The organism is Planococcus beigongshangi (genome assembly GCF_016820495.1).
Lineage (GTDB): Bacteria > Bacillota > Bacilli > Bacillales_A > Planococcaceae > Planococcus > Planococcus beigongshangi.
Genome location: NZ_JADHDU010000002.1, coordinates 90,826 through 114,302, shown reverse-complemented (window position 1 = coordinate 114,302; position 23,477 = coordinate 90,826). Strand labels below are relative to the sequence as shown.

Here is a 23,477-nt window from a genome sequence, read left to right as displayed (position 1 = left end):
AAAAAAACTGATCAAAAACATGAACTCGAGTTCATGTTTTCGGTTTATTTATGTTATCTTTAATCATGAGGTGAAAATATGCCGCATGATAATTTAATCGGGGCCTATCCAAGCTCCCCGAAACAGCTGCGTTCAAAGCTAAAGAAAGAGGCTTTGGTCCAAAGTGGGCGCGAGTTATTCATCCTGCAAGGATATGAACAGACCACCGCTAAAGAGATTGCCGCCCATGCTCAGGTTTCAACAGGCACCTTCTATCGATATTTCTCGGACAAACGCCAATTGCTGATGTCATTGATCGAGGAACAAATGGATACCCTGATGCCGATGGAATTGGAATGGAAAAGCGGAGATCCGGAAAAAGTGCTTGCTGCACGTCTGGAATTTCATTTCCATGAAATAAATAAAGAGCATCTGCAAAAGCTGATGCCTGAACTCTTGATGAAAGACGCTGAATTAGCTGCATTAATGGAAGAAGCGAAAATGAAGATGCGGGAAAAATTCCTCGCCCATTTAACGTATTTGGATGAAAAGTGCCTGCTTTGGCCAGACCTGGACAGAGACACTTTGATGTGGTTTCTGGAAGCCCTGCTTGAAAAATTGAGGAACCGGGTCAGCCAGGGAATGCAAGTGGATTACCAGCATTTTGCGAAAGCATTCTGCCGGCTGTTATTTCCGCCGGAAACTGTACACAAGATGCGTAATGGAGAGATCAAATGAAAGGGATGTGAAAAAATGAAAACGAAGCTTTTTACGATCAGCAGCAACAATTCCTGCAGGAAAGCGATCCAATGGTTAACGGATTTCGGAATTCCATACGAAGAAAAAAACCTCTCCAACACCCCTATCACCATTGAAGAAATCCAGGAAATCCTGTCTCTCACAAATGAAGGAACCGAAGAAATCATTTCCAAGAAGACGAACATCGTCAAAAAACTGAAGATCGACCTCAACAGCTTATCATTGCCGCAACTTTATGAAATCATCATAAAAAATCCCAAAGTTCTCCATCTGCCGATCATCCATGACGGCACAAAACTTCAAGTCGGATATAATGACGATGAAATCCGCCAATTCCTCCCCCGCTGGATGCGTTTGGAACGGCTGAAAGAATTGCTGAATCCCAAGCAGGCGGAAATCGACAGCTGAGGATTTAACTTCTACGAAATAATAACAGCTGAGCACAGGCCCTTGCCCTTGCTCAGCTGTTATTATGACCGGCGCAGAAAAAATGGAATTACATTTTTTGCAGACGGGCATAACACTACCTCCAGCCGGAATTATTTCCAGTGTAAAATTCCCGGCAAAAAATGCCCGCAACAGTGTCGATCCATTATCCGGACGTTGTGTAATCCCTGGTATTCCTAAACTCCAATCAGCTTCGCCATATAATATTCGTCTATGTATTCCCCATCCACTTTGAGCGAGCTCTTTTTAGTTCCTTCTATAAGAAAGCCCATTTTCTGATAGAGTGCTACTCCGGCATGATTCCTTACCATTACGGTCAGTTCCAAACGGCTGATGCTGTTTTCGATTGCCCATTTGTCGGCTTGTTCGAATAATTTGGTGCCGACTCCCTGTCCGCGGCTGCTTGAGTGAATGCCGATCGCCAGGTATGCACTGTGTCGCGTCCTGTTTGTCTCACTACCGATGATGAAAAGGTATCCAGCGAGCCCGCCATCGGACTCAGCCACCAGAATGGCCGACGTATCGGCTTGTTTCATTGCTTCAATGCGCTTACTCAATCCTGCCGGGGTCATTTTCCGCTCACCGGGATCGAACATCATGTTCCCGGAATTTTCGGCATCGGCAATCAAACCGATCAATTGTTCAGCGTCTGCAGGTTGTGCTTTTCGGATGATCATAACGGCTCTTCCTTCCCCGCTCCAGTTTGCCCTTTTACGATATCGACCACTTCCAAAAGATCTTGAATTTCATAAGTCGGACGGATGCCCTTTGACGCCGTTTTGCGTTTCGGGTTAAACCAGACCGTATCTATTCCGAAATTATTGCCGCCTTGAATATCGGAAGTGAGCGAATCACCTACAATGATTGACCGTTCCTTCAATGGATTCCCCAGTTTTGCAAAAGCGTAATCAAATATTGCCGGATGCGGCTTCTGATAGCCTGCTTCTTCGGAAATGATGATCTCTTCAAACAGATTGCCGATCGGTGAATTTGCCAGACGCGCTTTTTGCACTTCACCAAAGCCGTTTGTCATGATGACCAATTGGCAATCAGTCAGGCTTCCCAGCACTTCCACAGCCCCTTCCATCAAATGGGTTTCCTTCCCCAGATACTGAAGATAGCTCGAACTGAAAGAATGCGGGTCTTTGTCTGCACCGTGTTCCAGGAACAGCCGGCGGAAACGCTCGACTCCTAGTTCGTGCAACGCGATTTTCCCCTGCTCCAAATCATTCCATAAAACTTTGCTGATGGCTCTGTAGCTGTCATGCATATCTGCAAAGCCGGTAGGCATTTCATATTCCATAAATGTATTATGCAAAGCTGCATGTTCCGACAGCGAAAAATCAAATAATGTATCATCGATGTCGAATATGACTATTTCGTATTTCTTTTTATTCACATTGAACTCTCCTTTATATATAAGCTGAACTAATAATCGTAAATAATCGATATTCCGCAAAACAGCTTTGCTTTCCAAAACCCATGCTCCTGTCTCTGCATCGCTAACGCTAGCTTCGAGACATGGTGGGGCGTTGCATCGCTGCGCTAGCTTCGTCGCAAAGACTTGCCCTCGCGAGCCTCGGCCAATGTCTTGGCTCCCGCCCAATCCTCCTCGTCCGCTGCGCTCCCTGCGGTGTACCGGTCGTGTCGCTAAGCCGCAGGAAAAGTTCGACCGAACAACATTCGGTCGAGCTTTTGCGACGAAGCGCAAAGCGCTGGTGGAGCAGTACGGTTTTCTTCACTGTTTTGCTCCATATCTTAGAAATCCTTCTAGAGCTGAAGTAGTTTCCATAAGCGAACTCGGACCTTCGTCCGAGGGGGTGCCGGGCGCTGCGCTGAGACTGTAGGGCGTCTTTGCTGCTTCACTTCAACTCCAGAACTGGATCCAAGCAAAGGCGCGGCTCAGGAGCAGGCGAATGCCGAGTGGAGCAATAAGACGAGTGTTCTTCTCGGCTTATTGTGGGAACCAAGGTGCGCCATGAACTTGCGGCGCCTCCTTTGCGACGAGCTGTGCGCAGGAGCATAATCTTTGCACGGTCCATAGCGCCGAAGCGATATTTCGGTTATTCCTTTAGTTCAACTTATCCGATGTTTTATTGTTCAGCAGGAACGCGAAAACGAACAGCAAACTCAAAAAAACCAGCAACAGCGACAAGGTAAACAAATGGTTCTGAAAACGGTCATACAGGATGCCGATAGCAAAAGGCGTCGTAGCAGAAATGATATAGCCGCCTGACTGTATCATCGCGGTCCAGCTGTTGACATCGTCAGCCGATGAATTTTCATCCAGCGGCATCATCAGAGCAAGCGGGAATAAGCCGCCGAGCGTAACCCCGAGGAAAACTGCCGCCAGCCAGATAACCGAAGTGCTTGCAAACATTAGAAGCAGCACGCCGATCGTGCCCGAACTGATGCTGACAAGGATCCATAAATGGCGGCTTGGCCATTTTGCCAGTAAAAAAGGAAGCGTGATATTACCTAGGATGCCGACAATCGATACGACCGTCAGTACCGCTCCGGCCAAGAGAATCGATAGGCCTTTGTCGATGGCAATTGGTGCAAGCCATGTAATGGTCGAAAAGAACAGGGAGGATTGCAGACCAAAAAATGCCAGCATATACCATGCACGCTTATTCCGGACCGGAGACACTACTGCTACTCCCTGTACCGGAACCTCTTGGACTTCCGCTGCCGGCTCTTTGACCCTCAGCCACAGGATGACCCCGGCAATAGCGAGTGATCCCCAGCTCGCCAAAGCGATGGGCCAGCCGGCAATCGAATAAAAGACGCCCGTAAGACCGGCCGCCATCGTAGCGCCAAGCCCCATGCCGAACGAATAGACGCCGATCAGCGAAGCGGTGCGCGTCGGGAAATTCCGCTTGATCATCGCCGACAGCAGCGGGCTGATGATGGCGATGGACATGCCGATGAAAAATGCGCTGATCAAGAGCACGGGATAGGTCGGCAGGATGCCGCGCAGCAAAGTGAATAGGCCGATTGCTGCAACAAGTATTGCAACCGATGCCTTTAATCCCAGTTTTCTGTTAAAAACGACTGCCAGCGGCGCAAACAAACCCATACAGAAAACCGGGACGGAAGTCAGCAGGCTCACCTGGCTGCTTGATAAGTCAAGATCCGCCCGAATCGTATCGAGCAGCGGACCGATGGAAGAAATGGCCGGACGCAGGTTGACCGATACCAGCAGAATCGCCAGGACCATCAGGCCGAGCGCTGATTTTTTTTGTGCTGTCATGGTGGATACACTCCTTTATTACTAGTAAATCAAACTTGTGTTCGCCGCAAATTTTTATTAAACTAAGGGCAGTGAAAGGCGGTTACTGTTATGAAACTTGTGAACTGGAGCTATGCAAAACGATATAATATCAAAGCGATTTTCGATGAATTCCCGCACGTGGTCGTCTGGTTCCGCCAAATCGGCGGCTATTATTTCATCTTTACGATGAAAGGCCTGACTCCGGAACATATACCGACACGGCGTGATTATGTAAAAATGGAATATTTATTGAACAAAGATCTCGGGATGCTCGAAGCTTATAAGGAACGGAAATATAAAGTTTAGTGATCCAATATTAAAAAGAAGTAAATATTAACTTCCAGTCACCGCTTTGGCGCTTGAGAAGTCTCTGGAGATATGGAGCAAAACAGCGAAGACTCCTGAGTTAGCTCAGCGCAAGCCCCCCGGAACGCGAAGCTGTTTTGCGGAATATCGGGTATTAAGGGTTATTAATTCATCTTCTATATAAATAATTACTTCACTTCTATTATGTTACCAACTGGCGCGTTCAGATGCTATCTGTTTGGGACCGTTTCATGGTATACTAATCACATTGTGAAATTTAGGAGGTACGTATTAATGATAGCAGTTAATGATGTAAGTTTGCGTTTCGGGGACCGTAAATTATTCGAAGATGTTAATATCCAATTCAACCCGGGGAATTGCTACGGACTGATCGGTGCCAATGGTGCCGGTAAATCGACATTCATCAAAATTCTTGCCGGTGATATAGAAGCACAATCCGGTAACGTAACGATGGGTTCCGGTGAGCGTCTTGCGGTATTGAAACAGGATCACTTCGAATACGAAGAGAATCAGGTTCTTGATACAGTGATGATGGGTTATAAGAAACTGTATGAAGTCATGACGGAGAAGAATGCCATCTATATGAAAGAAGATTTTACTGATGAAGATGGCATGCGCGCTGCTGAACTTGAAGGTGAATTCGCTGAACTGAACGGCTGGGAAGCTGAATCTGAAGCAGCCATCCTGCTTCAAGGCTTAGGTATTCCAGACAGCCTGCATGACAAGAAAATGGCTGAACTGTCAGGTTCCGATAAAGTGAAAGTGCTTTTGGCACAAGCCTTATTCGGTAAGCCGGACGTTCTTCTTCTGGATGAGCCCACCAACCACCTGGACCTGAAAGCGATCCAGTGGCTGGAAGAATTCCTGATCAACTTTGAAAATACAGTCATCGTCGTATCGCATGACCGTCACTTTTTGAATAAAGTCTGCACACATATCGCGGATCTAGATTTCGGGAAGATCCAGCTGTATGTAGGAAACTACGATTTCTGGTACGAATCAAGCCAATTGGCAACTCGTCTGGCATCCGACCAGAACGCGAAAAAAGAAGAGAAGATCAAAGAACTCCAGGCCTTTATCGCCCGCTTCTCTGCCAACGCTTCCAAATCGAAGCAGGCTACGTCCCGTAAAAAAATGCTGGATAAAATCGAGCTGGACGATATCCGCCCTTCTTCAAGAAAATATCCGTTCGTCAACTTTACGGTCGGCCGCGACATCGGAAACGACGTCCTCACTGTCAAAGATTTGAGCCAGACAGTCGACGGCAATCAATTGCTGAACAACATCAGCTTCAATATGAATAAAGACGATAAAATCGTTCTCATCGGTGATCCGCTTGCGAAATCCGCCCTTCTCCGCATCCTTGCAGAAGAAGATGAGCCTGCTGAAGGTTATGCACGCTGGGGTGTGACAACTTCTCGCGCTTACCTGCCGATTGACAATTCAGCCTATTTTGAAGGCAGTGAACAGTCGCTTGTCGACTGGCTGCGCCAATACTCTCCAGATGATGAAAGCGAAACGTTCCTTCGCGGCTTCCTCGGCAGAATGCTGTTCTCCGGCGAAGAAGTGAAAAAGAAACCTTCCGTCTTGTCAGGTGGAGAAAAAGTCCGCTGCATGCTGTCTAAAATGATGTTGTCCCATGCAAACGTCCTGCTCCTTGACGAACCGACAAACCACCTGGACCTGGAATCGATCCAGGCTCTGAACAATGGTATGATCGCATTCAAAGGCGCAATGGTCTTCACATCGCATGACCATCAGTTCATCCAGACAGTTGCAAACCGTGTGATTGAAATCCGTGAAGACGGAACGATCCTCGACAAGCAATTGACTTATGACGAATTCCTTGAATGGAAAGAATCACAAGGCATTACAAACTAACCAATAAATCCCGCCGCACAAACCATTGTGCGGCGGGATTTTCTTCTTTTATTTAAGGAATCGTTTCACCATTTTACTTGCCGGAAGACGCCATGCCCATTTATTTCCTTTGTCAGCAAGCCTGCTCACTACCTGCAGCAGATCTTCATCGCCTGCCCAGTGGGACATGATCACTTCTTTCGGATATCTGTTCAATAATGTGTTGATGACGTAAACTGCCACGACGACATCATCTGCAAAACCGACCGGGCCGAGAAGTGCTTCCGGCATAAGGTCGATCGGGGCGATGAAGTACAGGATACCTGCACCGATCATCGATTTGCTCTTCGCCTCGATACGGCCATCAAGCATCAATTTTGTCAACAAGTGGAAAAAGTCCGGTGCAAACATGACATATTTCAGGAATTTATTGTCCTTGCCTGTCTTGCCCTCTACCCAATTTTGAATTTTAGCTCTCAGTTTCTGATAGAAATCTCGCTGCTCCTGCTGTGACGGCAACGGCTTTTTCAATTCTGCATTTTCCATCGGTGGTTCCCCCTTCAAAAATTTCTTTATTATAACTATACCTTAAATAAATAAAACTGAAACTATATGTTCAACTAAAGAACTGATAAAATATCGCTTCAACGACATGGACAGTAAAAGTTTGTGCTCCACCGCTGCACCACTCGGCATTTCCTGCTCCCGAGCCGCGCCTTTGTTTAGGTCCATTTTCCAAGTTATAGGAAAGCAGAAAAGACTGCCTGCAGTCTCAGCACAGTGTTTATCAACCACTCTGACAAGTGTCCGAGTTCGCTTTTGGCAACGGCTTCAGTACCAGATGGATTTCTAACATATGATGCACAACAGCGAAGGCTCCCAGCCGCTCGGCGATGTGCTGAGATCCACTTGGGCAAAGCGGAACGGGTCCGAGTCAGCTAAGCTCGAGCAGACGAGTGCGGCCAAAGGAACCTCAAAGTATCGCTCATTTATCTCCGTGCCGAAATCCATTAAAAACAGCAGCCCCCGAACCCATCGGTGGCTGCTGTCTTTTGTGCTTTAAAATTTCAAGGTTATGTTCGTCGCTACCCGTTCCCGCTCCGGATTTCCTTCAAAAATATTGAAATTCACCTTCTGTCCGGGCGTCAAGGCGCCAAAATCGTTGCTGATTGAAATCGATTCAAAGAAAAATTCCTCACCTTTTTCATCTACGATATAGCCATACCCTTTGGTGGTGTCGAACCATTTGACTTCTCCCGCCCCTGATCCAATTTCTTCAGACATGCTAAAACCTCCTTGTGTATATACGTTCCTACCCATTCATACCCTTTTCGTAAAGGTCGTTAAACTACCAAGGTAAGACAGGTATCCAATCCGATGAAACTCGGTCTATTGAATCGTGTCGTTTGACTATGGACATCGTTACGGGTTAAGTTTGAATTGTTCTCAAATACAATGAAGGAAAGAGGTTGGAAAAATGGCAGCATTATTCACAACATCCGTAACAGCCACTGGTGGCCGTGAAGGACGAGTTATTTCCGAAGACAACGTAATTGATCTTCAATTGGTATCGCCGAAAGAACTGGGCGGTCCGGGAGGAGAAGGTACGAATCCTGAACAATTATTCGCAGCAGGCTATTCATCTTGCTTCGACGGAGCATTGAATCTGATGATCAAACGTGAAAAAGCCGATGTTACCAGTACTTCCATCAAAGCGGATGTCCATTTCCTGAAAGACGAGGAAGATGGCGGCTTTAAAATCGCTGTAACATTGAATGCGCACCTGGAAGGCGTCGATGAAGCGACTGCCAAGGACCTTGTCGAAAAGGCGCATGCATTCTGCCCATACTCGAAAGCGACGCGCGGCAATGTCGATGTTGAATTGAAAATCGTCTAAGCCAGTCAACCGAAAATTGATGAGGGAGAAAAATCGCCGATTTTTCTCCCTTTTTGTCTGTATAAAAATAGAAAAAAAGAGCCACTCGCAATGAGCAGCTCTTGGAGATTACAATTTAGTTACGTTTGTAGCCTGAGGTCCGCGGTTGCCTTCCTCTACTTCAAATTCAACTCTTTGACCTTCGTCAAGCGTTTTAAAGCCTTCGCCTTGAATCGCTGAGAAGTGTACAAATACGTCGTCTCCGCCTTCAACTTCGATGAAGCCAAATCCTTTTTCTGAGTTAAACCATTTTACTGTACCTTCTTGCATGTTGAAAAACCTCCTGGTAATAAAAAAATTTTCAATATGTGAATTTCCATAAAAAAATTCACATATTCCAAAAAGTACCATAACTTGCTGATCACTTTTTGGAATATGTGAATAGCTGTATCTGGTGGAGATGTATTAATTTCCTTTATAATAACCAAATTGAACTCAAAAGTCAAACAAATCTAAATATTTATAATTATATTCCGTAAAAAATTCAGTATTAAGCAATAAATCGATTGCCCTATCTAGCATTTTGCCAAATGATGCGCTGTCTGTCCAGTAAAAAGCTTCATTTTACGTAGAAATTCCGAAGTTTGTATTGACACCCCCTTTCACGTAAAATAGGGATATAACTGATGAACACGAAACTTTTTTGACCTTCATTCGTATAGATACAGTAGGAAACGCCTTAAAGGAGTGACTTTCGCATGAAGCGAGTCCAAAATTTTATCACACGCCAATCTGTCAGCCTCCCGATTATGGGAGTGATGTTTCCGGTCCTCTATCTCGGTGCTGAGATCGGATTGCTCGCTTCAGGAGCAGTCGCTGCCGGAAGCTACCTTGCCAGTACGACAACGATGAAACAAGTGCAATTCTCCTCCACCTCCAAAGAGCTTGGAATGACGAGAAGTGAATATAAACACGTACTCAAACAAGTACAGGAAGCAAAAGCGAAAGTGAAACGGCTGCAGAGCCATTATTACCGGGTCCGCTCCATCTCCTCTTTTAAACAATTGATGGAAATGACTAAAATTGCAAACAAGATCCTGATGATTGTCCAGCAGAACCCCAGAAAATTTTATCTGGCCGAGTCCTTTTTCTATTCGCATCTGGACTCCGCGCTGGAACTTACCCAAAAATATACGTTATTGGCCGGACAGCCGGTCAAAGACCGCGAGATGACGATCGCCTTGCAGGATACGCGTGAAATGCTCCAGTCAATGAACCGCGTCATGGCAAATGATTTGAAACGGGTTCTGTCTTCCGATGTCGAGCAGCTTCGCATGGAACTTGATTATGCAAAACTTGCTGTCGATAATCAGCAAAGCCAAAAACTATTGGTCCAACCCTTAACCGAAGACGAAGGAGACGTGGAAAATGAACGAAAATCAATCGACTCGCAGTGAATTGGATGACCTTTTGCAATCCCCATTCGGAATCCAGATCGAAAAAGAGCAGTCCCCTGCCGATCAGCAATCGGGACGCCCTGTCCTGCTCATGGATAAATTATCAAACGAAGACAAGAAAAAAGCGCAGGAACTGGCAAAACAGATTCCTGCCGGCAATCATGAAGCGATTCTGACGTACGGTGCAAATGCCCAGAGTCAACTTGGTAATTTTTCCCATAAAATGCTCGACCATGTGCAACAGAAAGATATCGGTCCTGTCGGCGACGTCCTTCACGATCTGATGAAAAAATTGCAGGAACTGAACCCTGAGGAACTGACTGCTTCGAATAAAAAGGGCATCCGTAAAATCTTTGCCAAAGCGAAAAATTCCATCCAGGAAATCATGACCAAATACCAGAAACTGAGCACGCAAGTCGACCGCATCTCAATCCAGCTGGATCATTCGAAGCGCGGTCTGCTGGAAGACGTACAGATGCTTGAAGAATTATATGACCAGAACAAAATGTATTTCCAGGCACTTAATGTCTATATCGCCGCTGCCGAATTGAAGCGTGATGAAATCCTGAATGAGACCATCCCTGCCCTCCGCAAAAAAGCGGAAGCATCGGATGACCAGATGGCCTACCAGGAAGTCAACGATATGGTGCAATTTGTGGACCGTCTGGAAAAGCGCCTTTATGATCTGCAATTATCACGCCAGATCACCATTCAAAGTGCACCGCAGATCCGGATGATCCAACAGACCAACCAGACTCTGGCTGAAAAGATCCAGTCATCCATCATGACATCGATTCCACTTTGGAAAAATCAGATTGCCATTGCTTTGACACTCAATAAACAAATGAAAGCTGTCGAAGCGCAAAAGCAAGTGACTTCCACGACGAATGACCTGCTGCTTAAAAACTCTGAAATGCTGAAGATGAATTCAATCGAAACCGCGAAGGAAAATGAACGCGGCATCATCGAGATTGAAACCCTGAAGAAAACGCAGGAAAACTTGCTTACGACCATTGAGGAAACGCTGCAGATCCAGACGGAAGGGCGCCGGAACCGCCGTGCAGCTGAAGTTGAAATCGGTAAAATGGAAAATGAACTCAAACAGCGCCTCCTTGCCATCCATGAAGGTGAAAAATCCAGAGAAGTCTAAAAGGAAATCCCGCCAAGCATATGCTTGGCGGGATTCTTTTTGTTATTGAAAAGTTTTTGCCCTCTTCCACCATTTCGCTCCAGGCGGATGCTTTCCGCGGGGAGCGGCTTGAGCCTCCTCATTGCTGACGCTCTTGCGGGGTCTCAGTCTCGCTCTTGATCCCGCAGGAGTCACCGCCTGTCGCTTCATTCTAATTATGCCTAGAATTGAAGTGCCTGCTTCTAAATGATGGCAGTCTGAATGATATTTCTTTTATAGAAGGCAAACATAGATATGGAGCAAAACAGCGAAGACTCCCAGGGGATCAGAAAGCGAGTTGGCTTGCCGACTCCCTTTCGAGCGAAGTGCTGAGATCCACTCGGGCGAAGTGAAACGAGCACGAGTTAGCTCAGCGCACGCCCCCAGGAAAGCGAAGCTGTTTTGCGCAATATCGGTTTTCATATTACATTCTGAAAATCAACCAGATAGAATCACCAGATGCAGCGTCCGTTTCAGCAGCCGCAGCGTCTGGTCGACGAATTGCTCCAGCGAGTCGGCACTGACGGATTTATTGCCGTACATCATCCGGTAAAAAGCGGCTTGTTCTTCTGTGATCGCTTCACTGCTGAGAAACAGGTGCAGCAGTTCGACGCCTTCTTTTTTCGCTTCAGCCACAGCGTTCGCCGTATCGACGACTCCATTTTCTGCGTAATTATAGGCTGACGGTTCGCCGTCGGAAAATACGAGCAGGAAGCGATGCTTTTCATTGCGCCGCTTTACCCGCTCCGTCATCCAGCGGATAGCGAAGCCATCCCTATTATCTTCGTGCGCTTCGAATGAGGCGATTTCCTGGGCATGGTCACGCCTGCCGTCTTCGAATTTATGCATCCACTCGAAATAATTCGGCTGCACCCTGTCACTTGCTTCATAGGCATCCTCGTAATACAGTACGATTTCATGCGGGATTCCAAGAGCCCGGAGCACATCGTGGAAAAGTAAGACTGCCTGTTTCGTTTCATCCAGTTTATCGACCATCGATGCGGATCCATCGATCAATAAACAAAAGACCGCATCCAGCTCTTTGGAAGGTGCAGATTTCCGGTAAAAAGGCTTCGGACGTTCTTCCAGCGCAAGCGGCAGCAGATTTTTCGACAGACGGCCAGCGTTGAGGTTTGTCCGGTAATCCTGATGGCGCTGGGTGATGCGTTTTTTCAATTCCTTTAATAATGCCCGGACAAACGGCGACTGTTTCCGTCGCCAATCCGCAATCCGCCGGCTGTGATCGCCGCTTGCTGCGAGGCGCTGCTCATAAAACACAACCTGTTCGTTGGCACGGCCAAATTTGCCCGCTGCCCGCTTCGGACCGCTGTCCATATCCCGGTCTTCCGCTTCATTGTCTTCTATATGCTCACCGTCCGAATCACCTCTGCCGGTCTGCTGCACTTCGTCCGCACCCGCTTCTTCCCTGCCGCCTGTAGCCAATTGGGAGTCGCCGCGCTCCAATTCGAATTCCATTGCCGGCGTATCCGTCCTGTCATTTTCCCGGTGCCAGGTCTGGAACCATTCCTCGATGGTCTCGATTTCTTCAGGCTGCTCCGCTTTATCCGCTTCAATGCCTTCATGATAATGAAATGGAGGCATCTTCTCGGCTGCTTCGCCGAATGTATAATATGTATGTATCATATCCTCATTCAACAGGTATTCAAGCCGCCCGGACATGCGTTCCACGACAGCTGCCGAATCCGCAGTCGACTGGGCGTCAAATAAGTTCTTCCATAGTTGAAGCAATGCTTCCCAGTCATTGTCAGCCCATTTTTCAATACCGCGCAGGCTTAAATAAGCCGAATTCAAAAAAGCATCGGCTAAGAACCCTTTTTTCATATTCTGATCGTATTGATCCCGGTGATATTCCGTATAGACCCGTTCCCGTGCAGAAAAAGCCGCCGCCGTCCCAGGTCGCTCTTTCACAATCATTTCGGACATCCGGAATTCCTCTGCACAAAGCAGCAATTGTTCAAGCAATGAAGAAAGCGGGGATTGTACGGCAGTGAACCTTTTCCACGCCGGCAAGCTGAAATTTCTCCAGAAGCCGGCGCTGAGCAGATAGATATCCGATAAGTATCCAAGCCGTTCCAATTTCTTCTCACGATGGCGCCAAAAAACGCTGACCGAAATTGCCGATTCTGCCGGACGCAGCTCGATCAATTTCCGGGTCGTCACTTTCAGGTAAGGCGCATCCGCTAGTGCCCCTGCCAGCCGTTCCATCCCGTAAAGCATCTTGGTATCAATCGTTTCATTATTGAATTGTATAAAGCGGTTTACAGAAGCCATACATCTTCACCTACTTTTTCCAGGTAGTCGCCAGGTCCATGAACAGGTCGCGTTCACTTTCGTCTTCCAATTTCTGCGCGATTGCATAATCGACGGCCCGCAGGGGATCCATATGTGCCGCCAGAGCTGTCGCATCCAACAGACTCCGGATGGAAGCCGCTTCTTCTGACAACAAACCGTTTTCCACTTGTTTCATCAAATCTTCCGCCAGGTTCAGCATGAATTCTTTCAAGGCAGGGAGCGTATCGGGAAACTCCCTGTCCCATAATCCAGCCAGCTGATCGCCGGTCAAATAAGGAATCGGATAAGCGACAAAGCGATTTTTCAGCGCTTCGTTCATGGGAGCCGTTCCAATATAACCTTCGTTGATCGCCGCAATGACACCGAAATCCGGATGGGCTTCAATCACTTCACCGGTGAATGGATTTGTCATCATCCGCCGGTGATCGAGTGCCGAATGCAGAATCGGCAAAGTTTCGGCCTTCGCCATATTGATTTCATCGATATACAGGAGATGCCCTTTTTTCATCGCCGTAACGACCGGTCCCTCTACAAATTCGATCCGGCTCTGGCCGTCCCGTTGAACCAGTGTCTTAAACCCCAGCAACGCTTCAGCGTCCAGGTCCACCGAACTGTTGATGCTTTGCATCGGTTGACCGAAAGCCGCTGAAATCGATTCTGCCATCCGGGTCTTCCCTGCTCCGGTCGGGCCTTTTAAAAGAACCGGTTTTCTGAGCACCACAGCGGCCATGACATCGTGCCATAAATGTTCATCCGGGGAAATATAGCCGCCGGTGCCGATCAGCTTTTCATATCCCGCATGGTCTCTTTTCAGACGCGTTTCAATTTCTCTTTCAATAAAATCCATGTTCATCCCTCTTTCCATCAAAAAAGCCGATGAGCATGCATCGGCTTTTAGATCATTCAAAATAAGTTTTATAGAATCCGCCGATTTTACCTGTGTTGTCCACTACAAAGATAAACTCTTCGGTTTCATTTTTCACTTCATACGTTTTGCCCGGGGTCAGTACATTCGACACCAAAAACTTTGCTGCATCGGTGTGTGTGCAGGTAACCGTGCGGATCGTCTCTTTAGTCAGCCATTCGTTATGAATCACAGTCCTCATCCTTTTCTAAATGTCTATGTATTTCAGTATAGGGAAATCCCGCTTTAATTTCAAACCTATCCTTCTGTCAGGCGCTCATTTTGAAATTTTTCGCGCCATATAAAAATATCGTCCAAGCAGTACGGCAATGATGAGCACCGATAAGAGAATCAGAAAGCCCTGCAAATGTTCAAGAATCGATTTATAGGCGTAAGGAAATGTCCGGCCCAGATTAAAATAGACCAGCATCCAGACAAAACCTGCCGTATAGGCATAGACCACGTATCGGGCAAACGGATATTTATTGGCTCCGACGACATACGGCATCGCCCAGCGGATACCAGGCAGGAAAAAACTGAAGGATATTGCGATCTCTCCATGCTTTTCCAGAAAATTGGAAAAGTTCGCAATCGGCTTTTTCAATTTTGTCCTGCTGAGCCGATCGAGCAATTTCTGTCCAAAAAACCGTCCGATGAAATAGGCGAACGTATTACTCGTGATCAATCCCAGATAAGCGGATATAAAAGCTAAAATCGGTTTGAAATAACTGATTTCTGTCAATACGCCTGAAAACGCAGCCGCCACTTCATTGGGAATCGGCATGCCGAACAGGAGCAGCCAGTTGAAGATGAACATGCTGATATAGCCGTACTCTTTCACTAAATCCATAAAAAATGATAAATCCATCCCATTCAACCGCCTTCTGGCCCTTCTCTTCCTATCATGACAAAAAAGAGAATGGACTGCAATCCGAAACTCCCGAAACGCAGGAAATAAAAAATCCGCCTGCCGGCACAGAGCCGACAGACGGATTTACTGTTTCATTAACCTTGAAGCAATAGATCTTCAGGGTTTTCAATCAGGTCTTTGACCATTTTCAGGAAGCCGACAGAATCGCTTCCGTCGATTACACGGTGGTCATATGAAAGTGCCACATACATCATCGGACGGATTTCGATATTGTCGCCGACAGCGATCGGACGTTTTTGGATTGTGTGCATTCCAAGAATTCCGACTTGCGTACCGTTAAGGATCGGTGTAGACATCAATGAACCGAAGACACCGCCGTTCGTGATCGTGAACGAACCGCCTGTCATGTCAGCTATCGAAAGTTTCTTATCACGCGCTTTTGTTGCAAGCTCGCCGATAGCCGCTTCGATTTCCGCGAAGTTCTTCTTGTCCGTATCGCGGACGATCGGCACAACAAGTCCTTCTTCTGTTGAAACGGCAATCCCGACATCATAGAATTGTTTCAGCAATACATCATTGCCATCAAGTTCAGCATTCACGTAAGGATATTTTTTCAATGCAGCCGTTACTGCTTTTGTGAAGAATGACATAAAGCCTAATTTCACATCATTGTTTTTAAGGAAATCATCTTTTTTACGGCTGCGAAGAGCCATAACGTTCGTCATGTCGATTTCGTTGAACGTTGTCAGCATCGCTGTGGACTGCTTGACTTCAAGCAAACGTTTAGCGATCGTCTGACGGCGTCTGGACATTTTCTCACGTACAACGCGTCCATTTTCTTCATCAGAAGATGGAGCTGACGCTGCAGCTTTTGGCGCTTCCGATTTAGCTGGAGCGCTTTGTGCCGGTTTTGAAGCGTGTGCTTCCACATCCTGCACGCGGACACGGCCCATAGGATCAACCGGTGAAATAGCAGCAAGGTCGATGCCTTTTTCACGAGCCAGTTTACGTGCAGCCGGGCTAGCGATAGTGCGGTCAGAAGAAGATTGCTCTTCTTTTGCAGGTGCTTCGACATTCGCTTCCTGTGTTGCAGGAGCTTCAGATTTAGCAGGCTCTTCAGCAGCCGCTTTTTCTTCTTTCGGCTCTGCAGTTGCCCCGGTTCCTTCGCCAGAACCTTCGCCGACGATTGCGATCACTTGACCGACTTCTACTGTGTCGCCTTCAGCAGCCATAAGTTCCTGTATGACTCCGGCTTCTTCCGAGATGACTTCAACGTTTACTTTGTCTGTTTCAAGTTCAACGATGAATTCACCTTTTTCCACCGTATCGCCCGGCTGTTTCAGCCATTGTGCAATCGTTCCTTCAGTAATCGATTCTGCTAATTCAGGTACTTTGATTTCTGCCACAAAAAATTCCTCCTTAGATTATGCTCAAGATTTAGCTGCATAAGTTGAACCAACTAATTACCGCTTCGGCGCTATGGACGATGCGAAGATCATGCTCCTGCGCACTGCTCCCCGCAAAGGAGGCGCCGCAAATTCACAGCGAACCTTAGCTCCCCCAATAAGCCGAGATTATAGGTATCAGTTCAGCTTATTCAATGCTGAATCAATGATTCGTGCCTGTTCCACTTTATGTGATTCCCCGTCGCCTTCAGCAGGACTTGAACGGACAATACGGCCGTAATAATTTATATCAATGCCATCTGCAATGTCACGTAATTGTGGTTCTGCAAATGACCATGATCCCATATTTTTCGGTTCTTCCTGAACCCATGCAAGTTCTTTGAGGTTCGGATAACGCTTGATGACCGCCTGGATTTTCTCTGCCGGGAATGGATAAAGCTGTTCAACACGGACAATGTGCATATCCGTATATTCTGAACCGTCTTTCACCCGTTCTGCCAGATCGATGGCCATTTTACCGCTGGCGAATAATAGACGTTCCACTTTATCCGTTTCCTGTCCCATGCCCGGCTGTTCAATAATCGTCTGGAAATGGCCTTCCGTCAAATCGTTTACATCCGCCCCAACGAGTGGATGACGCAATAATGATTTAGGTGTAACGATGATCAACGGACGGATTGCTTCGTCGCCAAGCATTTTCGCTTGTCTGCGAAGAATATGGAAGTAGTTTGCCGCACTTGAAAGGTTCGCCACTGTCCAGTTATTTTCTCCGGCATTCTGAAGATAGCGTTCAAGGCGTGCACTCGAATGCTCCGGACCTTGTCCTTCATAGGCATGAGGAAGGAGCATAACCAATCCTGATTTCTGGCCCCATTTAGCGCGGGCAGCAGAGATGAACTGGTCGAACATCATTTGCGCCATGTTGGCGAAGTCGCCGTACTGTGCTTCCCAGATCACAAGCGCTTTATCGTTCTCGACATTATAACCATATTCATATCCGACGATGGAAGCTTCGCTTAACGGGCTGTTATAAACCACGAATGATGCTTTGGCATCTGAGATATGGTGAAGCGGGATCAGCTGGTTGCCGTTTTTCTCATCATGCAGCACCAGGTGGCGGTGTGCAAATGTTCCCCGCTGTGCATCCTGTCCTGACAGGCGGATCGGATTGCCGTCATGCAGGATAGAACCGAATGCCAGGGTTTCAGCGTGCGCCCAGTCAATTTTACCCTTGCCATTGAACGGGTCCTCACGGCGTTTCAGAATCCGTGCAAGCTTGCCGAATGCTGTGAAGTCGCTTGGCCATGACAGCAGCTCTTCGTTCATTTTCGTCAAAACGTCTTTATCGACGCCCGTCGGAACTTCAGGGTATCCCTTCATGATCGCTTCAGGTATGACGATTTCATGTTTTTCATCGGATTTGTTTTCTCTTACCCGATCATATGCTTTTTGCATCTCTGCCAGAATATCACTGTCGAGTTTTTTCACATCTTCTTCAGAAAGTGTTTTTTCAGCAGCCAGTTTCTGTCCGTATAGTTCACGGACAGTGCCATGCTCATGGATGCCATGATACATTTTCGGATTCGTCACAAGCGGCTCATCCATTTCGTTATGGCCATAACGGCGATAGCCGATCAGGTCGATCAGAATATCCTTGCCGAATTTCTGGCGGTATTCGAACGCAAGCCTTGCTACTGCAATAACTTCTTCCGGTTCATCAGCATTCACATGGATGACTGGCACTTCGTAGCCTTTTGCAGGATCCGAAGAATAATGGGTCGATCTTGAATCATATTGTTCCGTCGTAAAGCCGATCAGGTTATTGGCGATGATGTGGATCGAACCACCCGTCTGGTAACCGCGGATCCGGCTGAAGTTCAATGTCTCCGTGACTACACCCTGTCCAGGGAATGCAGCATCCCCGTGGATGGTGATCGCAAATGCTTTATTGACATCGATCGGCGCAAGTCCGCTCTGTTGAGTCATTTCCTGTGCAGCACGTGTTTGACCTGCGATTACAGGCCCGACAATTTCAAGGTGGGACGGGTTATACGCCAATTTGACATTGGTGCCATTCGGTGATTTATAAGAAGCACCCATATGATATTTAACATCGCCGTACCAGCCTTTGGTAATTTCCAGAGATCCATCTTCCGGCAGGAATGTTTCATCCGATACATGTGCAAATCCGGCAAACATCATCTCATACGGTTTGTTCAAAATATGTGTAAGCACATTTAAACGACCGCGATGCGCCATCCCGATCATGATATTTTCAGTGCCGGCTGTTTCGGATAAACGGACAAGTTCATCCATTAACACGACTAGCGTATCGACACCTTCTATAGAAAAGCGTTTTTGTCCGACAAATGTGCGGTGAACGAATTTCTCAAAACCTTCTACGCGTGTCAGCAATTCCAGTACCTGTTTTTTCTTGTCAGCGTCAAGGGAAGGTTTCACATCACCAGCTTCGATTTTCGATTGCAGCCAGCTGCGTTCCTGCGGCTGAACGATATGCGAGAATTCGAAAGCGACTTTGTCCGTGTAAAGTGATTTCAGGTATTCAATCGCAGCCAGGCCATCTTTCACGTCAGCCGGTGCGTTTTCCAATAACAATGAAACTGGCACTTCTTTCAAGTCCTGCTCGGTCAATCCGTAAGTCGACAGCTCCAGTCGCTGTGTTTCACGCGGCTGGTCTTTCAGCGGATAAATATCGGAAGCAAGATGGCCGTGGGCACGGATGGCTTCAGCCAATTGGATGGCGCCAAGCACTTTACCGAATTTATCGCTTTTCACTTCTGCGGTTGCTGCGGGCTTCGTTTCAGCAGCAGGATCGGCAGGAGGTCCATATTGTTTGAACAGCTCTGCAAATTCCGGATCAAGCAGTTCCGGAGACTCCTGATAAATGTCGTACATTTCCATAACATAACCTAAGTTAGCACCTGTAATGGAACTCCATGGGGATTTTGAATCTGAATAATTGCTAGACATAAAAAAACCTCCAACTATTTTGCCTCTAAGGCAGTCCTGTAAACACATAAGTCTTCCCTATTTTATCACGCAAACCGCTATACACAAAGCAGAAGGCGTCCAACCCATTGAAGAACAATTTTCCATATCAATCTTACTACTTCCGTTAGAAAAAACAATGCTTTTTAGCGAAATTAATCACATATCAAAATGTTAAGCGCTTTCATCCAGAAATCATGCAGAAAATTAGAAATTAATGGATGTTTTCAGCAGTTGAATCGGCGAAATGAATGGTTATTCAGCGTTATCACTGAGTTTTACTCTCTTGCGAATTGTTCAACCACATCAGAAATCTGTCTGATGAAGTTCTTATAATTGCTTTGTTCATCCACCGGCTCATCCGCTAGGAAACTGCTGCCGCCGCTCCCCGAGATCCAGCTGAATTCATGGATCGAGATGCGAGTGGCGTTCCCTTTCAGCAGAAGAGTGAAAGTATCTCCAACTTTTTCGACGGTGCACTTCACCATGCCGCCCGGATTATAGACCTGCACCTCACCGAAAGGAACTAGTCCCGAGAGGCAGCTGACGAGCGCAGAAGCAGTCATCGCCGTCCCGCATGCATTTGTGAATCCCACTCCCCGTTCAAAAGTCCGCACGAAAATGCCCTGTTCCAATGCCGTCACATAACTGACATTCACCCCATCAGAAAAATAGTCATTCGCTCCATTGAACTTTTCAGCCCACCGTTTCTGATGGGTCACATCTTTTTGGATGTGTTCCGGCACGATGCCGATCAGATGCGGGTTCGGCACGGCCACCGCTGTAAATTTGATGTCGCCCGAAATTTCCGGGATGGCGTCAAGGATCAGCTGGCTGCGTCCATCGTATTCCATCGGCAGGTCTTCCAGTTGAAATGAAACCGGTGATATTTCCACCGAATATGTCTCAATGCCGTCCATGAGCGGCTCTTCTCTTCTGACTTTCAAATCGGCTTTCATCGTTTCGATGATCGCTTCCTGTATTCCCTCTTTTTCACAAACATAACGCGCTACACACCGGAGTCCGTTTCCGCACATCGAAGCTTCTGATCCATCACGGTTAAAGACACGCATTTTTGCATGTGCAACAGCAGACGGTAAAATGACGAGGAGACCGTCCACCCCGCTGTCCTTGCTGCAGAGCTGGAGCGCCAAATCCGCATAATCGTCACGTTCCTGGCCATCCAGCATATAAAATGTATTCATCGACCCGTGAACTTTTTCCAGAACCACCTTCATATCCATCACTCCATCATTTCTCTTTCTTTGTATGGGCTAAAACAAGCTTCGCCATTTCGTGTGCTGTTTTCGGTGACTCTGCCTGATTCATATTTTCAATCAACATCTCTTCGTCAGCTTTCACTTGACTCAAAGCCTGTAAAAAGCGTTCAGGATTTGCTTCTTCCTCTTCAAGAACGAGTGCAAAGCCGTTCTTTTGGAAAAGCTCGGCATTCAAAATCTGATCGCCTCTGCTCTTCTGCCGTGACAGCGGAATCAGCAGCATCGGCTTTTTCAGCGCCAGGAATTCAAAGATCGAATTCGAACCTGCGCGCGAAACCACAAAATCTGTCAGATGCAAAAGATGCGGCAATTCATGCGTCACATATTCAAATTGCCGATATTGATTGATTCCCTGGAGGGTCTCATCAAGATTCCCCTTGCCGCAAAGGTGAATGATATTGAAAGACTGGATCAGCTCCTGCAAGTTCGAACGGATGGCCGTGTTGACCACTTCCGATCCCTGGCTGCCCCCCATGATCAACAGCACTGGCAGGCTATTTTCGAATCGGCAGATTTCACGTCCGGCTGCTGCCGAACCATCCATCAGTTCACTGCGTATGACTGCCCCCGTGCATGTTGACTTTTCCTTCGGCACGTATTGCAAGGTTTCATTGAATACGGTGAATATATGATCTGCAAAAGGCATGGCAATTTTATTCGCAAGACCGGGCGTTACATCCGACTCGTGAATGATCACTGGGATGTTCATCATTTTCCCTGCCATGGCAACCGGCACCGATACAAAACCGCCTTTAGAGAATATCGCAGCCGGTTTCGTTTTGCGGATGATATTCACCGCCTGGATCAGACCGCCTGCAACCCGGAACGGATCAGTGAAATTCTTTACAGAGAAATATCTTCTTAACTTGCCGCTGGCGATCGTATGATATTTTATCTGCGGAAAAGATTCCCCAATCAGTTCTTTTTCTATACCGTCTTTCGACCCGATATATTCAACGTCATAATCCATTGCCATGATTTCAGGAATTATCGCCTGATTAAGAGAGACATGGCCAGCCGTTCCGCCGCCTGTCAATATAATGGTTTTACTAGTCATTTCCTATCCTACTTTCACATGAGAATATGTAATATTTCTTCCAGTCAAGAAAGATTTAAGTGTAAGCTTCTATGCTATACTAGTTTTTATCTAGTTTATGGTTATCGTATTTCAGGAGGTTGAACATGCACGAGACACATTCAAACAGAGAAAAGATAAAATTGCTGATTAAAATTGTAGCACCGATACTGGTCACACAAATCGCGATGTATTTAGTGACGTTCTTCGACATTTACATGACCGCCCGCTACGGCACAGATGATCTCGCCGGCGTATCGATCGGCTCATCATTCTGGGTTCCCGTCTATATCGGTCTTGCGGGAATATTGATGTCCATCACTCCAATTGTAGCACAATTGATGGGCGCCAAGAAAAAAGAAAGCGTCAAGGAAGCCGTTCAGCAAGGGATTTATCTCGCCATCCTGCTGGCGCTGATCGTATTCCTGTTCTTTTATTTCTTCATCGACTCACTGCTCGGATTCATGGATCTTGAGCCGGTTGTCGCAGACGTTGCCGGCCGCTATATATTTGCCATGAGCATCGGACTCATCCCGTTATTCGTCTACAATGCGCTGCGCTCATATATCGATGCACTCGGTGCAACGCGCGTCACGATGGTGATCACATTATTGTCCGCTCCTATCAACGTCTTTTTCAACTACCTGCTGATTTTCGGGAAATTCGGATTTCCTGAACTGGGAGGTGCCGGAGCAGGAATGGCATCAGCCATCACCTACTGGCTGATCCTATTGATCGCCGCCATCATCATCCATACCCAAAATCCTTTTTCAGGTTATGGGATTTTCAGGAATTGGGAAAAGATTTCCTTGACCCGCTGGAAGGAAATCAGCCGTATCGGTGTCCCGATCGGTATTTCCATCTTTGCTGAAACGAGTATCTTCTCGGCCGTCACGTTCATGCTGGCCGTCTATGGCACTGTAACGATCGCCGCACATCAGATCGCTTTGAATTTCACTTCTCTTCTCTATATGCTGCCGCTCAGCATATCGATGGGCGCGACGATCCTTGTGGGTTATGAAGTTGGAGCAGGCCGTTTCAAAGATGCAAAATTATACAGCTGGCTCAGCGTCGGTACCGCCATCGTCATCAGTTTCGCTTCGGCCAGCATCCTGTTCTTTCTACGCGAACCGATTGCTGAATTGTATTCATCGGATCCGGCAGTTATTAATCTGGCTGTCCAATTCCTTGTTTTTGCGGCACTGTTCCAATTATCCGATGCCATCCAGGCCCCAGTGCAAGGGGCATTACGTGGATACAAGGACGTCAACATCACGTTCATCATGGCGCTGATCTCCTATTGGGTGATCGGCCTGCCTGTCGGATACCTGCTCGCACGGTTTACTGATTACGGAGCATTCGGCTACTGGATCGGACTTATTGCCGGCTTGACTGCCGGTGCCGTAACTTTATCGATCCGCTTGCTGTCGATTCAGAAGAAACTCGGCTCTGACACTGTGAAATAACTGAGA

General features: G+C 47.1%; 22 protein-coding genes. 8 read left to right on the top strand and 14 right to left on the bottom strand.

Annotated elements, in window-relative coordinates:
- Positions 1–78: 78 nt before the first annotated feature.
- Positions 79–717 (top strand): TetR/AcrR family transcriptional regulator, encoded by a 639-nt coding sequence (locus tag IQ294_RS04670; RefSeq protein ID WP_203332872.1) that lies wholly within the window; start codon positions 79–81, stop codon positions 715–717.
- Between the two features lie 15 nt (positions 718–732).
- Positions 733–1,146, top strand: coding sequence for a transcriptional regulator Spx (spx, locus tag IQ294_RS04665; RefSeq protein ID WP_203332871.1), 414 nt, complete (start codon positions 733–735; stop codon positions 1,144–1,146).
- Positions 1,147–1,361: 215 nt separating this feature from the next.
- Here the strand turns inward: spx and IQ294_RS04660 are convergent, their stop codons facing one another.
- The 3 genes from IQ294_RS04660 to IQ294_RS04650 all read right to left on the bottom strand — a co-directional run bounded on the left by IQ294_RS04660 (position 1,362) and on the right by IQ294_RS04650 (position 4,438).
- The gene (locus tag IQ294_RS04660) at positions 1,362–1,862 is read right to left on the bottom strand and encodes a GNAT family N-acetyltransferase (protein WP_203332870.1); all 501 of its coding nucleotides are present in this window, start codon (positions 1,860–1,862) and stop codon (positions 1,362–1,364) included.
- Positions 1,859–2,584 (bottom strand): YjjG family noncanonical pyrimidine nucleotidase, encoded by a 726-nt coding sequence (locus IQ294_RS04655; protein ID WP_203332869.1) that lies wholly within the window; start codon positions 2,582–2,584, stop codon positions 1,859–1,861. The genes IQ294_RS04660 and IQ294_RS04655 overlap by 4 nt, the downstream gene beginning before the upstream one ends.
- 672 nt (positions 2,585–3,256) lie before the next feature.
- Entirely contained in the window at positions 3,257–4,438 is a 1,182-nt protein-coding gene (locus IQ294_RS04650) for an MFS transporter (RefSeq protein WP_203332868.1), read from the bottom strand.
- Positions 4,439–4,528: 90 nt separating this feature from the next.
- Between IQ294_RS04650 and IQ294_RS04645 the strand changes: the two genes are divergently transcribed.
- Together IQ294_RS04645 and IQ294_RS04640 are read left to right on the top strand one after the other, a co-directional pair.
- Complete coding sequence (locus tag IQ294_RS04645; RefSeq protein ID WP_203332867.1) at positions 4,529–4,765, top strand: hypothetical protein; 237 nt, start codon at positions 4,529–4,531, stop codon at positions 4,763–4,765.
- Positions 4,766–5,059: 294 nt separating this feature from the next.
- Positions 5,060–6,667, top strand: coding sequence for an ABC-F family ATP-binding cassette domain-containing protein (locus tag IQ294_RS04640; RefSeq protein WP_203332866.1), 1,608 nt, complete (start codon positions 5,060–5,062; stop codon positions 6,665–6,667).
- A gap of 48 nt (positions 6,668–6,715) precedes the next feature.
- Here IQ294_RS04640 and IQ294_RS04635 read toward each other — a convergent pair whose 3' ends face one another.
- Positions 6,716–7,192 carry a YkvA family protein gene (locus tag IQ294_RS04635; RefSeq protein ID WP_203332865.1) on the bottom strand — a complete coding sequence of 159 codons (477 nt, stop codon included), beginning with the start codon at positions 7,190–7,192 and terminating at the stop codon, positions 6,716–6,718.
- A 513-nt stretch (positions 7,193–7,705) separates the two neighbouring features.
- Entirely contained in the window at positions 7,706–7,930 is a 225-nt protein-coding gene (locus tag IQ294_RS04630; protein WP_203332864.1) for a cold-shock protein, read from the bottom strand.
- Between the two features lie 193 nt (positions 7,931–8,123).
- On the opposite strand from IQ294_RS04630, the gene IQ294_RS04625 reads away from it, so the two are divergent.
- Positions 8,124–8,543, top strand: a complete 420-nt coding sequence (locus tag IQ294_RS04625) for an organic hydroperoxide resistance protein (RefSeq protein WP_203332863.1) — start codon at positions 8,124–8,126, stop codon at positions 8,541–8,543.
- A 108-nt stretch (positions 8,544–8,651) separates the two neighbouring features.
- Here IQ294_RS04625 and IQ294_RS04620 read toward each other — a convergent pair whose 3' ends face one another.
- On the bottom strand, positions 8,652–8,852 hold the full coding sequence (locus tag IQ294_RS04620) for a cold-shock protein (RefSeq protein ID WP_033541967.1): 201 nt from the start codon (positions 8,850–8,852) through the stop codon (positions 8,652–8,654).
- 428 nt (positions 8,853–9,280) lie between these two features.
- Between IQ294_RS04620 and IQ294_RS04615 the strand changes: the two genes are divergently transcribed.
- A complete protein-coding gene (locus IQ294_RS04615; protein WP_203332862.1) occupies positions 9,281–9,979 on the top strand; it encodes a 5-bromo-4-chloroindolyl phosphate hydrolysis family protein in 699 nt (232 codons plus the stop codon).
- Positions 9,951–11,129 (top strand): toxic anion resistance protein, encoded by a 1,179-nt coding sequence (locus IQ294_RS04610; RefSeq protein WP_203332861.1) that lies wholly within the window; start codon positions 9,951–9,953, stop codon positions 11,127–11,129. The genes IQ294_RS04615 and IQ294_RS04610 overlap by 29 nt, the downstream gene beginning before the upstream one ends.
- 456 nt (positions 11,130–11,585) lie before the next feature.
- Here the strand turns inward: IQ294_RS04610 and IQ294_RS04605 are convergent, their stop codons facing one another.
- The 8 genes from IQ294_RS04605 to murG form a co-directional block, all read right to left on the bottom strand.
- Positions 11,586–13,439: a vWA domain-containing protein gene (locus IQ294_RS04605; RefSeq protein WP_203332860.1), complete on the bottom strand. Its 1,854-nt coding sequence runs from the start codon at positions 13,437–13,439 to the stop codon at positions 11,586–11,588.
- A gap of 10 nt (positions 13,440–13,449) precedes the next feature.
- Entirely contained in the window at positions 13,450–14,307 is an 858-nt protein-coding gene (locus IQ294_RS04600; RefSeq protein ID WP_203332859.1) for an ATP-binding protein, read from the bottom strand.
- A 52-nt stretch (positions 14,308–14,359) separates the two neighbouring features.
- Positions 14,360–14,557: a DUF6501 family protein gene (locus tag IQ294_RS04595; protein ID WP_203332858.1), complete on the bottom strand. Its 198-nt coding sequence runs from the start codon at positions 14,555–14,557 to the stop codon at positions 14,360–14,362.
- A gap of 84 nt (positions 14,558–14,641) precedes the next feature.
- A complete protein-coding gene (locus tag IQ294_RS04590; RefSeq protein WP_203332857.1) occupies positions 14,642–15,232 on the bottom strand; it encodes a DedA family protein in 591 nt (196 codons plus the stop codon).
- Positions 15,233–15,369: 137 nt separating this feature from the next.
- Positions 15,370–16,641, bottom strand: a complete 1,272-nt coding sequence (gene odhB / locus IQ294_RS04585; RefSeq protein WP_203332856.1) for a 2-oxoglutarate dehydrogenase complex dihydrolipoyllysine-residue succinyltransferase — start codon at positions 16,639–16,641, stop codon at positions 15,370–15,372.
- 177 nt (positions 16,642–16,818) lie between these two features.
- Positions 16,819–19,632, bottom strand: a complete 2,814-nt coding sequence (locus tag IQ294_RS04580; RefSeq protein ID WP_203332855.1) for a 2-oxoglutarate dehydrogenase E1 component — start codon at positions 19,630–19,632, stop codon at positions 16,819–16,821.
- A 296-nt stretch (positions 19,633–19,928) separates the two neighbouring features.
- Positions 19,929–20,888 carry a diaminopimelate epimerase gene (gene dapF / locus IQ294_RS04575; protein ID WP_203332854.1) on the bottom strand — a complete coding sequence of 320 codons (960 nt, stop codon included), beginning with the start codon at positions 20,886–20,888 and terminating at the stop codon, positions 19,929–19,931.
- 13 nt (positions 20,889–20,901) lie between these two features.
- Positions 20,902–21,987, bottom strand: a complete 1,086-nt coding sequence (gene murG, locus IQ294_RS04570) for an undecaprenyldiphospho-muramoylpentapeptide beta-N-acetylglucosaminyltransferase (protein WP_203332853.1) — start codon at positions 21,985–21,987, stop codon at positions 20,902–20,904.
- Between the two features lie 125 nt (positions 21,988–22,112).
- Between murG and IQ294_RS04565 the strand changes: the two genes are divergently transcribed.
- On the top strand, positions 22,113–23,471 hold the full coding sequence (locus tag IQ294_RS04565; protein WP_203332852.1) for an MATE family efflux transporter: 1,359 nt from the start codon (positions 22,113–22,115) through the stop codon (positions 23,469–23,471).
- Positions 23,472–23,477: the final 6 nt, after the last annotated feature.